General features: G+C 71.5%; 10 protein-coding genes. 2 read left to right on the top strand and 8 right to left on the bottom strand.

Annotation, left to right across the window (positions count from 1 at the left end):
- Positions 1–52 precede the first annotated feature (52 nt).
- Positions 53–3,640: a bifunctional glycosyltransferase/CDP-glycerol:glycerophosphate glycerophosphotransferase gene (locus tag CHC11_RS28275; RefSeq protein ID WP_089314878.1), complete on the top strand. Its 3,588-nt coding sequence runs from the start codon at positions 53–55 to the stop codon at positions 3,638–3,640.
- 19 nt (positions 3,641–3,659) lie between these two features.
- Here CHC11_RS28275 and CHC11_RS28270 read toward each other — a convergent pair whose 3' ends face one another.
- The 7 genes from CHC11_RS28270 to CHC11_RS40620 all read right to left on the bottom strand — a co-directional run bounded on the left by CHC11_RS28270 (position 3,660) and on the right by CHC11_RS40620 (position 10,452).
- Positions 3,660–4,361 carry a class I SAM-dependent methyltransferase gene (locus tag CHC11_RS28270; protein ID WP_089314877.1) on the bottom strand — a complete coding sequence of 234 codons (702 nt, stop codon included), beginning with the start codon at positions 4,359–4,361 and terminating at the stop codon, positions 3,660–3,662.
- Between the two features lie 102 nt (positions 4,362–4,463).
- Positions 4,464–5,399 carry an SRPBCC family protein gene (locus CHC11_RS28265; protein WP_089314876.1) on the bottom strand — a complete coding sequence of 312 codons (936 nt, stop codon included), beginning with the start codon at positions 5,397–5,399 and terminating at the stop codon, positions 4,464–4,466.
- A 198-nt stretch (positions 5,400–5,597) separates the two neighbouring features.
- Complete coding sequence (locus CHC11_RS28260) at positions 5,598–6,452, bottom strand: FAD binding domain-containing protein (RefSeq protein WP_089314875.1); 855 nt, start codon at positions 6,450–6,452, stop codon at positions 5,598–5,600.
- Positions 6,449–8,848, bottom strand: a complete 2,400-nt coding sequence (locus CHC11_RS28255) for a xanthine dehydrogenase family protein molybdopterin-binding subunit (RefSeq protein WP_089314874.1) — start codon at positions 8,846–8,848, stop codon at positions 6,449–6,451. The genes CHC11_RS28260 and CHC11_RS28255 overlap by 4 nt, the downstream gene beginning before the upstream one ends.
- Positions 8,845–9,348: a (2Fe-2S)-binding protein gene (locus CHC11_RS28250; protein ID WP_089314873.1), complete on the bottom strand. Its 504-nt coding sequence runs from the start codon at positions 9,346–9,348 to the stop codon at positions 8,845–8,847. The genes CHC11_RS28255 and CHC11_RS28250 overlap by 4 nt, the downstream gene beginning before the upstream one ends.
- A gap of 184 nt (positions 9,349–9,532) precedes the next feature.
- Positions 9,533–10,240, bottom strand: coding sequence for a peptidoglycan-binding protein (locus CHC11_RS28245; RefSeq protein WP_089314872.1), 708 nt, complete (start codon positions 10,238–10,240; stop codon positions 9,533–9,535).
- On the bottom strand, positions 10,237–10,452 hold the full coding sequence (locus CHC11_RS40620; protein ID WP_143227353.1) for a hypothetical protein: 216 nt from the start codon (positions 10,450–10,452) through the stop codon (positions 10,237–10,239). The genes CHC11_RS28245 and CHC11_RS40620 overlap by 4 nt, the downstream gene beginning before the upstream one ends.
- A 721-nt stretch (positions 10,453–11,173) precedes the next feature.
- Here CHC11_RS40620 and CHC11_RS28240 point away from each other — a divergent pair.
- Positions 11,174–11,608 carry a cysteine dioxygenase gene (locus tag CHC11_RS28240; protein ID WP_089314871.1) on the top strand — a complete coding sequence of 145 codons (435 nt, stop codon included), beginning with the start codon at positions 11,174–11,176 and terminating at the stop codon, positions 11,606–11,608.
- A 181-nt stretch (positions 11,609–11,789) separates the two neighbouring features.
- Here CHC11_RS28240 and CHC11_RS28235 read toward each other — a convergent pair whose 3' ends face one another.
- Positions 11,790–12,527 (bottom strand): TetR/AcrR family transcriptional regulator, encoded by a 738-nt coding sequence (locus CHC11_RS28235; protein ID WP_179279046.1) that lies wholly within the window; start codon positions 12,525–12,527, stop codon positions 11,790–11,792.
- Positions 12,528–12,544: the final 17 nt, after the last annotated feature.

The raw sequence follows: 12,544 nt of genomic DNA, 5'->3' as shown, positions 1-12,544 counted from the left end.
CCCCGACCGCCGAGACCCCACTGATCCCCGAAAGCCCAGTACGGAGCCGCTCGTGTCCCCGCAGATCAGCATCGTCGTCCCCATCCGCAACACCGGCGGCCGCCTGGCGGAGTGCCTGGAGTCGATCGCCGGGCAGACGCTGCGCGACATCCAGGTGCTCATGGTGGAGGACGGCAGGGCCGCCAAGCACGCCGCGGACACCGAGGACACGGCCGTCGCCAAGGAGTTCGCGGGACGCGACGACCGTTTCGCCCTCCTGCAGCCCGCCCCCGGCACGACGGCGGCCGACGCGGGCGTCGAGCAGGCGAAAGGCCGCTACCTCGCCTTCGCCGACGGTGAGGACGCGGTGCCGCCCTACGCCTACGAGTTGCTGGTCGGGACGCTGGACGGCACCGGATCGGACCTCGCCGGCGGAAACGTCATGTGCCTGGACGAGGAACAGGCGTGGCAGTCGCCGCTCCACAGCGACCCCTACGCGGAGACCATGCTGTCGACGCACGTGACCCGGCACCCCGCCCTCCTGCAAGACAGGACGGTATGGAACAAGGTCTACCGGCGCTCGTTCTGGGACGCCTACGGCTTCGAGTTCGGGGCCGGCGGAGACCTCCTCCTCGCCGTGCAGAGCCATGTGCTGGCCTCCGCCGTGGACGTGTTGGACGCGACCGTCTACTTCTGGCGGGACCGTCCCGGAACGGCCTTGCGCACACGCCCCGACCCGGCCGACATCACCGAACGCATGGCGATCCTCGCGAGGATCCGGGAATTCGTCGGCACGCATGAGCCGGACCTGCTGGCCGTCCACGACATGTACGCGCTCGACCTGGACGTGCGCGAACTGATGCTCGCCCTGCCCGCGGCCACCTGGGAGGAGCGCGAACACCTGGTCGAGTTGGGCGCCAGGGCCGTCATCGGCGCCGGGCGCCGGGCCACCGCCGGCCTTGAGGCGATCAGGCGGCTGGAGACGTACCTGCTCGGCGAGTGCATGCTGCCCGAACTGCTGGAGGTGCTGCGCTTCGAGGAGAACGGTCTGCGGGACGTCCCGCTGGTGTCGCGCGGCCGCCTCCGGCAGCGCTGGTACGCCCGCTACCCCTTCTTCGGCGACGCCGACCGGGGCGTCCCGGAGGACGTGTACGACGTCACCGACGAGCTGGCGCTGTGGGCGGACGTCGACCGCGTGGAGTGGGACGTCGACACCCTCATCGTCGAGGGGCACGCCTACTTCGACCGGTTCGCGGTCGCGACGGTGGCCGATTCCCGGATCCGCGTCTGGATGCGCGACGTGCGGACCGGCAAGGAGATCCGGCTGCCGGTGGAGCGCCGGTACGTCCCGGAGGTCACGGTGCGCTCCGGGCAGGCGAACGTCTCCCTCGACTGGTCGGGCTTCACGGTACGGGTGGAGCCCGAGTACCTGCTCGACAACGACGAGTGGCGGACGGCCACCTACGAGCTGTTCGCCGAGGTGACGACGGCCGGGCGCAGGGCGGTGCAGCGGCTGACCGCGATGGCTCCGGCCGTCCGGTGGACGTTGCCGCGGCAGGTGGACGAGCACGTGGCGGTCCAGCCGGCGGCAGGCGACGACGACGTGTTCGTCGTCCACGTCAAGCGGGCCAAGGCCGTCCTCACCGCGATCGGTCTCGACGGCGACGTGCTGGTGCTGTCGGGCTGGACGCGGCGCGCGCTCGGCGCCGGGGCCGCGATGGTCGCGGTCCGCAGGCACGGGGGAGACGAGGTCCGCGGAGAGGTGACGCTGCGGCAGGCGGCCGTCCTGCGGATGGCGGAGGGCACCGGGTTCGACTTCACGGCGCGGCTGCCGCTGAAGTACCTGGCGTCCGTGCCGAACGGCGAGCCGTACGGGACGCACCTGCGCGACGCCATCGACTGGGACGTCCGGTTGACGGGCGAAGGCGGCCCGCTGCGGCTCACCGTCGCGAGCAACGTCGGTCCCGCCCGATTCGCCCTGCCGGAGAGCGTGGGGCGCGGCCGGGAGTTCGCCGTCAGCCGCACCGCGTTCGGGAACCTGCGCGGGGTCGAGCGCAGCTTCCGTCCCGTCGTCACGGCCGCCGAGTGGGACGCCAACGGGCTTCTCACGCTGAGAGGCGACTTCGCCGACCCGGAGCACCGCTGCGACCACTTCGTCCTGCGGCGGCGCCGGTCCGGTGACGAGCATCGCGTCCCCGTCACCTGGGAGGGACACCGGTTCGCCGCCTCGTTCGCCCCCGCGACGGTCTCGGTTTTCGGGACGGACCTGCCGCTGAGCAGCGGAACCTGGGACCTGGTGGCGCACACGCGTTCCGGTGAGGTGGCCGTCGTCGTCGAACGCGAGGCCATCCCCGACCTGCCCGACCGACACCGCGCGGGCACGCACGAATTCGAGATCGGCGTCCACCAGATCGACGCCCTGATGCTGCACAGCCGCGTGTCACTGGAGGACGACGAGCGCGGCGTGCACGCGCAGAGCCTCCTCCAGCAGAGGGACTACTCCGTCTACCTGCGGAGCCCTCTGGCCGGCATGGCCGTGTTCAGCAGCTACGACGGCTCCCAGTACAGCTGCAGCCCGCGGGCCGTCTATGAGGAACTCATCCGCCGCGACACCGACCTGGAATGCGTGTGGGTCTCCGGGGACGACCAGTTCGCGGTGGACGGGAAGGCCGCGACCGTCTTGGCCGGCAGCCGCGAGCACTACCGCGCCCTCGCGCGCGCTCGGTACGTCGTCGCCAACCACGCGATGCCGCCTTGGTTCTTCAAGCGCACGGGCCAGATCTACCTCCAGACCTGGCACGGCACCCCGCTGAAGCGCCTCGCCTACGACCTGCAGGACATGCCGTACCAGCGCACCGAGCGGCTGGACTGGATGGAGCAGGAGGTGCCGCGCTGGGACCTCCTGCTGTCCTCCAGCCCGTACGCCACCCAGGTCATGCGGCGGGCCTTCCGGTACGAGGGCGAAATCCTGGAGACGGGGTTCCCGCGCAACGACATCCTCAGCACGCCCGAGTGGGAACGCATCGGAACCCGCATCCGGAAGCGCCTGGGGGTCCCGCAGGGCAAGAAAGTCGTCCTCTACGCGCCGACATGGCGTGACGACCGGCACCACGCAGAAGGCAGGCAGGGCTTCTCGCTGGAGCTGGACGTGGAGACCATGCGGCAGGCCCTAGGCGACGACTACGTCCTCCTCCTTCGGACGCACCACCTCATCACCGACCGGGACCGCATATCCACAGGCGGAGCCGTCGCGAACCGCTCCGCTGCGGTTCGACCCGCCGGGGGCGACTCCGGCCCCTTCGTCATCGACGTGTCGCGGTATCCCGATATCGCCGAGCTGTACATGGCCGCCGACGTGCTCGTCACGGACTACTCGTCCGCCATGTTCGACTACGCGATCCTGGGCCGCCCCATCGTCCTCTACACCTACGACCTGGACTGGTACCGCGACCACGTGCGCGGCTTCTACTTCGACCTGGAGGCCGAAGCGCCCGGCCCGGTCGTGCGCACGTCCGCGGAGGTCGCCGAAGCGGTGCGGGCGGCGCCCGCGTGCGAGCAGCGCTACGCGGACGCCTACGACCGCTTCTTCGTGAAGTACTGCCCGCACGACGACGGCCAGGCCGCGTCCAGGGTGGTCGACCGCGTCTTCGGCGAAGCCTGACGGCGGCGGAGCCCGCCGTTCAGCCTGGGCGGCGGGCCCGCGCGAACAGCCAGACGCCGGGCCACGAGGCGACCGGCAGGCGCCGCTCCAGCGAGGCGGACAGGCGCAGCGCCTCGTTGACGAGCGGATGCAGCGGAGCCAGATCCTCGCGCCGCACCGTCCGGTTCCTGAGCAGGCGCAGGAGCGGACGGTGCAGGACGCCCCTGCTCCACACGCGCTCCGGCACCAGCCCCGCGCCCTCCAGCAGTTCGACCAGCGTCCGGCGGGAGTAGCGGCGGACGCGTCCGAGAGCCACGTCATGCGCCGACCACAGAGCCATGTCGCAGGGCACCGACACCAGCACCGTCCCACCCGGCCGCAGCACCCGCGCGACCTCCGCGACCGCTCGCTCGTCGTCCTCCACCTGGTCGAGCACGTCCAACGCCAGCGCCAGGTCGTATTCGCATGCCGGCAGCGGCAGGTAACGCGCGTCGCCCACGTAGGCCTCGACGCCGTAGGCGCGGGCCAGCGCGACGGCGTCCGGGCTCAGGTCGATCGCGGTGGCGCTCCAGCCGTGGCCGGCCAGCACGCGGCAGGACGCCCCGGACGCGGCGCCGATCTCCACGGCCGCCCCGGGCACGCTGAACCGCAGCAGCTCCGCGGACAGGATCTCGCGGCGCTCGCGGTACCACCAGTTGTCGTTCTCGATCCGCGCGATCCGCTGGAGCTCGATGGTGTCCACCGGACCAGCCGACCGCACCGGCGAGGGCGCGTTCCATCGACGCCGCCGCCCGCGCACGGATCGTTGACGCCGGCTTGACCCCGTCCCGGAGGTGCGCGCCCGTCAGCGCTTCTTGCGGCGGCGCACGAGGAAGCGGACGGCCAGGAGGGCGGCGACCAGGCCACCGACCGCCGGAACGGCCCGCTTGGCGATCGACGGGCCCACGAACTCCAGCAGATCGATCGCGTCGTCCTTCTCCTCCACCGGCTGCACACGCCCGCCTTCTTCGTGGTCGCCCGCCACGTGCAGCGACGGACGCTCCCCGGGCTCGGCCTCGACGGGGCCGGGCTTGTCGGCGGGCTCCTCCGGTGCCGCGGGGGCCGCACCGGTCTCCGCCTCCGCCTCCGGTTCGGCGGCCTTCTCAGGGCCCTTCCGGGCGGCGGCAGGCGTGTCCGCGGGCGCCACGGCCGCGGACACCGGTGTATCGGCAGTGGCCTCGGCGGGCTTGCCGGCGGGCTTACCGGGGGGCTTCCGGGTGGGCTTCTCGACGGGCTTCTCGGTGGGCTTCTCGACGGGAGCGGCAGCGGCGGCCGGGGCCTCGGCGGCGGTCTCGCCGGGCGCCTCGAGCTCGGCCGCCAGCTGCCTGGCGAACCGCGCGATGATCTTGGAGCCGACCTCGGACAGGATGTTGCGGCCGAACTGCGCCGGGCGGCCCGTCACGTTCAGCTTGGTGTGGACGGTCACGCGGGTGACGCCGTCCTCCCCGTGCAGCCTCGCCTGCACGGTCGCCGCCGCCGTCCCGGAACCGCGGGCCTCCTTGGCGGACGCCTCCATCGTCACGACCCGGGACGACTCGTCCGCCGAGACGATCCGCGCGGTGCCGCGGTAGGTGATGGTCATCGCGCCGACCTTCACCTTCATCCGGCCCGAGTACTCCTCGCCGTCGACCGAGTCGAGCGTCGCGCCCGGCATGCAGGCCGCGACGCGCTCCACGTCGAGCAGCACCGACCAGGCCTGATCCACCGGCACGGGGACGGTGAAATCGTGGTCGAGCTCCATGATCAGTGTCCTTATCGTCCGGAGACCTTGCCCGCGACCCTACGGCGGCCGCCCGCCGCGTCGCCAGTGGCCCCCGGGCTCCTCGGTACGCCTCAGGCACCGGTACCCCGCCCCGCAGTGATCATGCGGCACGGGAGAACACGCGGCCGGGCCCCGGGGCGACGGGGCCCGGCCGCGTGTTCCCGCCGCGCGGGCGGGTCAGCCCGCGGCGGCCGCCAGCGCGCGCGCCGTCAGCACCGTCGCCAGATGGGCCCGGTACTCCGACGACCCGTGCAGGTCCGTGGGCGGCTCCGTGCCCGCAGCGGCCTGCGCGGCGGCGGTCCGGAACGCGTCCTCCGTCGCCGGTCCCCCTCTGACGGCGGCCTCCACCGCGCTCGCCCTGACCGGGGACGCGCCCATGTTGGTCAGCGCGACGCGTGCCTCCTCGATGCCGTCACCGTTGCGGTGGACGGCGCAGGCCACCCCGACGATCGCCCAAGCCTGCGCCGTCCGGTGGAACTTCTCGTAGTGCACGCCCCAGCCCGCACCCGTTTTCGGCACGCGCACGCCCACGAGCAGCTCGTCCGGCTCCATCGCCGACGTCATCCAGTCGACGAAGAACTCCGACGCGGGTATCTCCCTCTCGCCGCGCGAGGACCGGACGAGGAGCACCGCGTCCAGCGCGAGTGCGACGGCGGGCAGGTCGCCCGCCGGGTCCGCGTGGGCGAGCGACCCGCCGAAGGTGCCGCGGTGCCGGACCGCCGGATCGGCGACGGTCTCCGTCGCCTGCACGATCAGCGGGAGGTGCTCGCGCACCAGCGGATCGCGGATCACCTGGTAATGCGTCGCCATGGAACCGATGACCAGCGAGTCGCCCTCGTCGCGGATCTCCCGGAGCGCGTCGAGCCGGCCCAGGTCGATCAGCGAGTCGGGATAGGCGAGCCGCAGCCGCAGCAGCGGCATCAGGCTCTGCCCTCCCGCCAGCACCTTGGCGTCCTCGCCCCCGTCGGACAGCGCCTGGACGGCGTCGTCCACCGAGGCGGGGCGGACGTAGTCGAACGTCGCGGGGATCACTGGTCACCTCCGGCCGAGCCGAGCCCGCCGCCCGCGCCCGGTTCCGCGGCCGCCGGCTTCTCCTCCGCGCGCATCGCGCGCCACACGCGCTCGGGCGTGCACGGCATCGGCACGTCGTGCACCCCGTAGGGGCGCAGCGCGTCCACGATCGCGTTGACGACCGCCGGGGTCGAGGCGATCGTGCCCGCCTCGCCGACGCCCTTCACGCCCATCGGGTTGGACGTCGCGGGCGTCTCGGTCCGGTCGGTCGTGAACGTCGGCAGGTCGGCGGCAGACGGGACCAGGTAGTCGGCCATCGTGGTCGTCGTCAGGTTGCCGTCCGCGTCGTACACGGCCTCCTCGTAGAGGGCCTGGGCGATGCCCTGCGCGAGCCCGCCGTGGACCTGGCCCTCCACGATGAGCGGGTTGACGACCTTGCCCACGTCGTCCACGGCCACGTACTTGCGCAGTTTCACCATCCCGGTCTCGGTGTCGACCTCGGCCGCGCACAGGTGCGTGCCGTGCGGGAAGGAGAAGTTCTCCGGGTCGAACGTGGCGTCGGAGTCCAGGGACGGTTCGACGCCGTCCGGCAGGTCGTGCGCGGCGAACGCGGCCAGCGCGACCTCCTGGATCGTCTTGCCCTCCTCCTGGACGCCGCGGACGCTGAACCGCCCGCCGGAGAACTCCAGATCCTGCTCGGACGCCTCCAGCAGATGCGCGGCCACCCTGCGGGCCTTGTCCACCACCTTCTCGCAGGCGGAGAACAGTGCGACGCCTCCCACGGCCAGGGAACGGGACCCGTAGGTGTCCATTCCCTTGGGCGAGATCGCGGTGTCGCCGTGCAGGACCTTCACGTCCTCGAACGGCACGCCGAGCCGGTCGGCGGTGATCTGCGCCCACGCCGTCGCGTGGCCCTGCCCGTGCGGGGACGAACCGGTGACCACCTCGACCTTGCCGGACGGGAGCACCCGCACCGCCGCGTGCTCCCAGCCCCCGGCCCCGTACGACAGCGACCCGAGGACCCGGGACGGGGCGAGACCGCACATCTCCGTGAACGTGGACACCCCGATGCCCAGTTGCACCGGATCGCGCCGTTCCCGCCGGTCCGCCTGCTCCGCGCGGAGCTTGTCGTACTCGAACAGCTCCAGCGCCTTGTCGGTGGCCGCCTCGTAGTTGCCGGAATCGTAGGTGAGGCCCGCGATCGTCTCGTACGGGAACTCCTCGTGAGCGATCCAGTTGCGGCGCCGTACCTCGATGGGGTCGATGCCAAGCTCGGCGGCCAGCTCGTCCATCATCCGCTCGATGGCGTAGGTGGCCTCTGGGCGGCCCGCGCCCCGGTAGGCGTCCGTGGGCGTCTTGGTGGTGAAGACCCCCGTGCAGGTGAACGACAGCGCGTCCATCTTGTAGATGCCGTTGAACATGAACGCGCCCAGCAGCGGGATGCCGGGGGTGACCAGCATCAGGTACGCGCCCATGTCGGCCAGCAGTTCGACCTTCAGGCCGCGGATCCGGCCGTCGCGCTCGGCGGCGAGCGTGAGCCGCTGGATCTGGTCGCGGCCGTGGTGGACGGTCATGTTGCCCTCGCTGCGGGTCTCCGTCCACTTGACCGGACGGCCGAGCCTGCGGGCGAGCAGCAGCGCGAGGACCTCCTCCCCGTACACCTGCAGCTTGGAGCCGAAGCCGCCGCCGACGTCCGGCGCGACGACCCGGATCCGGTGCTCGGGGATCTCGGTGACCGTGGCCAGCATCAACCGCAGGATGTGCGGGATCTGCGTGGCCGAGTACAGCGTGAACTCGTCCCCCTCGGGGACGCACAGCACCGACCGCGGCTCCATGGCCGTCGGTATGAGCCTCTGCTGGACGTAGCGGCGCTCCAGTACGACCGGCGCGTCCTGCATCGCGGCGTCGAGATCCCCGTTCTCGAACACCCACGTGTAGGACTTGTTCGTGCCGAGGTCCTCGTGCACCAGATCGGCGCCCCCGGCTATGGCCGCCTCCATGTCCACCACGGCGGACAGCGGCTCGTAGTCGACGTCTATCTCCTCCAGGGCGTCGACGGCCGCGGCCCTGTCGCGGGCCACGACGCATGCGACGGGCTCGCCGACGTAGCGGACCTCGTCCACCGCCATGGGCGGATGGGCCGGATGCTTCATGTCCTCGGTCACGACCCACGCGCAGGGCAGCGAACCCTGTTCCGCCGCGAAGTCCTGGCCGCTGAACACGGCGACGACCCCGGGACGCTCCTTCGCCGGCGCCGTTTCGACCCCCGTGATCCGGGCGTGCGCGAACGGGCTGCGCAGGAACGCCACGTACAGCGTCCCCGCCGGGGTCATGTTGTCGGTCCACCGCGTCCGGCCCGTGATGAGCCGGGCGTCCTCCGACCGCTTGCGCGGGGTGCCGACCTCCTGCACGGTCACGGCGTCACCTCCTGGCGGCCGGGCTCGCGCATCTCGCTCGCCGCCCGCCGTACGGCCTTGACGATGTTCTGGTAACCGGTGCACCTGCACAGGTTGCCTTCCAGCCCCTCCCGGACCTCGTCCTCGGACGGGTCGGGGTTCTCCCTCAGCAGGTCGAGCGACGCCATGATCATGCCGGGCGTGCAGTAGCCGCACTGCAGCGCGTGCTCCTCGTGGAAGGCCCGCTGCATCGGGTGCGTGCCGCCTGGCGTCGACGGTTCGACGCCGAGCCCCTCGACGGTCGTCACGTCTTGGCCGTCGGCCTGGACGGCGAGCACGGAGCAGCTCTTCACGCTCATCCCGTCCATCAGGACGGTGCAGGCTCCGCAGTTGCTGGTGTCGCACCCGACCGGGGTCCCGACCTTTCCCAGCCGTTCGCGCAGATAGTGGACGAGAAGGAGGCGCGGCTCGACGTCGTCTTCGTACGTCGCTCCGTCGACCTCCATACGGATACGTGGCATGCGCTATCTCCCAGGGACGTCTCGGGGTGGACAGTGAGGGGCGTCCCTGGGAGGAGCGCGCTGATCCGGCCACGTCATCGGGGCCACCTCCGTGGAAGGCGACCCTCCGAACCTATGCCGGGGTTGAATGCCGTACTAGTCCCCGACGTCGCTTATTTACCGACGTCTGGGGGACTGATGGCCGCTAGTGCACGCGGAGCAGAACCGGCCAGGTCTTCGGCCCGACGATCCCGTCGTCGTCGACGCCGCCCCACCGCTGCATGGCCTTGACGGCCGACTCGGTCGTGTCGTCGAACTTCCCGGTCATGGTCACCTCGGGGTGGCTGCGCGCCAGGAGGAGCCCCTGCAGGGTCTCCACGTGCTCCCCGGAGTCGCCCTTGTTCAGCTCCGGCAGCTTCTTCACCATGTCCTCCGTCCAGTTGCCCCCGCCATACGCGGGCCGTCCGTAACCAGCGATGACACTGGAGCCCCTTACGCGGCGCCTCACCGAGTCGCTCGTGTTGCCCTCGATCGTCTGCAGCCGCCCGCCGCCGAGGACCTTCTCGACGACGCCGACATGGTCGATCGCGCCGATGCTGTTGGTGGCGCCCCAGTCGAAGAACACGATGTCGCCGGGCTTCGCCTGGTCGACGCTCGCGGTCGTCCCGCTGTGCCAGCTCCCGGCCTTCTTGAAGTCCTCCGCGTGGCTCACCGTGTAAGCGCGGTCTCCTCCCGGCAGGACGACGCTGGCGTTGCCGCTGTGCCGCGCCCAGTAGGTGATGGCCATGTCGCACCAGGGCGCGCTGAGGAACTCGCTTCCGTGCCTGGAGGCGTACTCCCGGGTGATGGTGTTCGGCCGGCCCGACATCCCGAGCGACTTGCGGGCCTCGGCGATCAACCCCGCGGCGCTCATGCCGGGCCCTCCTGCTCGGTGCCGTCCAGCTCGGGGTCGTCCTGGAGGGACTGACCCTGCCCGCGGAAGATCCCGTCGGCGTCGGGCTCCCCGTACAGCTCCCGGAGGACCTGCTCCTCGTCGGGTTCGGTGGCCCGGTGGACGTCCGGGTTCAGGTCCACCTCGTCCATGTGGGCCGCTTCCGCGGCGTCTGTTTCGCTCTGGGGGGTCACGTTGCTTCTCCGCAGCGTCGGACTGTCCGATCGGTCGGGAGCCTCCTCCGTTTCATAAGCGGCTCCGGGCCGACCGTAATGGGAACAACCCCACTTTCTCCGGATTTTGCGCGAAAACACGCGCTCGCTGGATTTCTACCGTTCACCAGCGAAGACGGCCGATCGGCCGGAGCGTGCCTTCCGTGGCCGATCCCTCGGAGGGGCGGAGGCCGAGGCGCCTCACGGTGGCGGCTGGGAACGTTCCATGGCGGAAGGGCGAAGCGGAGAGCGTGGCCAGGCAAAATGGGTGGTTCCGGGCGGGCTGTGGCGTTCTGAGCAGGGGATATTCGCCGTTTCCGGGGTAGGGGCCGCCTATGTTCTTCTTTTTCTCTTCTCGGCTGGGTTGCCTGGGGTCCTTGCTCGTGACCCTGGTGCTCACCTGGGTCGTTTACGTGTTCCTCAGCCGCTGAGCCCGCGACGGGGAGGCGAGGACCTGCCGGGGGTGGCCGGGCCCCCGGCGGACAGATTCCGGTCGACTCTGGGTGATCAGCTTGACAAGGTTCGGTTACCGAGTGTCTCCTTGTGTGCGTGACGAAGCGCGTGCTGACGGACAGCCCCGTGGCCCTGGGCCGCGTGGCCAGCGCGCTGTGTCCTTCGTGTTGTCGCTGATCCCCGTTCCGGGCGATCGCCGCTCTCGCTGACGATCCCTTTCCAGCCGGCACACCTGCACGAAGGACTTCCCGTGGACCTTTCCGTGGTTCCCGACCTCACCATGCGCGGTCAGGACGATCCGCACGGCCGCGCGGCCGCCGTCCGTCCCGCGACCGTCGGACAGCTCGCCGCCCGCGTCCGCGACCTCGCCGGCCGCCCCGCCGAGTGGTGGCGGCTCGTCCGTTTCGACGCCTCGGGGCCGGTGCACGTCCCGCTGGACGGCCAGACCTGGCTGACCACCTGGCCGCCCGACCACGGCGAGACGATCCGCGCCCAGGTCAGCACCCTGATCGCGGGCGAGCTGGCGGAAGTGACGATCACCGCGCGCGGCGTCACGGAGCGACCGCTGCGGGCCAACCGGGTCCGGGTGCACGGCGGCCCGCACGCGCTGACGAATCCGGGGCCGGCGTTCGCGGTCAGCCTGCACGCCGATGCAGGACGTCCTCGGGTCCTCCCGTCCACGTGACCACCAGCTTCCCCGAGCGCAGTGCGGCGCGTCCGTCGAGCCGGTCACGGGAGCCGTTCGCGCAGCTCAGCTTGATCCGGCCCTTCGCGTCCACGGTGCCGGTGCAAAAGCCCGGCTACGGGCTCGGCCGAACCGCTGCATCCGGCCGGCGAGGCGGCGAACACGTCCGGGTCATGGCAGGTCAGCCGGGGTCGCCGGTCAGGTAGGGGGAGGCGGCCTCGCGGCCGACGAGGGGGAGCAGCGCGAAATAGGTGAGGGACGGCAGCAGTGACGGCAACTCCTCCGCCTCGCCCGTCTCCATCTGGACGTGGATCGCGCTGTGGATGCCGCCCACGATCGCGTCCACCACCGGGATCGGGACGGACGCCAGGGACGGATCGGTGAAGAAGGAGCGGAACCGGGTGAGGTCGTCGATGCGCGCCTGCCTGACCTGCGGCCCCGCCGCGTTCACCTCCACCAGCGACGCCCGCGCGAACCGGGGCTCGCGGGCGAGGGCGGCGAGCAGCGTGCGCAGGCCCGCGTGGATCCCGTCCGGCCAGGACGGCGCGGCCTCGTAGGCCTCCGTCATGCGGCGGAGCAGGATGGCCATGCCGCGCTGGTAGGCGGCGAGGAAGCACTCGTCCAGGTCGGGGAAGTGCGCGTAGAACGTCTTCTTCGTGACGCCCGCGCCCTCGGTGACCGCGCTGATCGTCGTGTGCGCGAAGCCCCGCTCGGAGACGACGTGGACGAACGCGTCGATCAGCCGCTCGCGCTGGATCCCGGCGACGGTCTCGGGGGAGAGCCCGTGGCGGCCCGGCTTGATGGCGCGGCCCGGTCCAGCGCGGACCGGGAACCGGGCAGCGCGTCGGCGCAGCCCGTCTCCGGTGTCCCGGTCTTCCCCGCCATCGGCCCCCGATCCGTCACCTGCCGTCGAGGTCACGTTACTTGGCGCTCCCT

The organism is Actinomadura mexicana (genome assembly GCF_900188105.1).
Classification (GTDB): Bacteria; Actinomycetota; Actinomycetes; order Streptosporangiales; family Streptosporangiaceae; genus Spirillospora; species Spirillospora mexicana.
The sequence above is the reverse complement of the archived record's forward strand: the minus strand, read 5'-3'. Positions and strand labels throughout refer to the sequence as shown.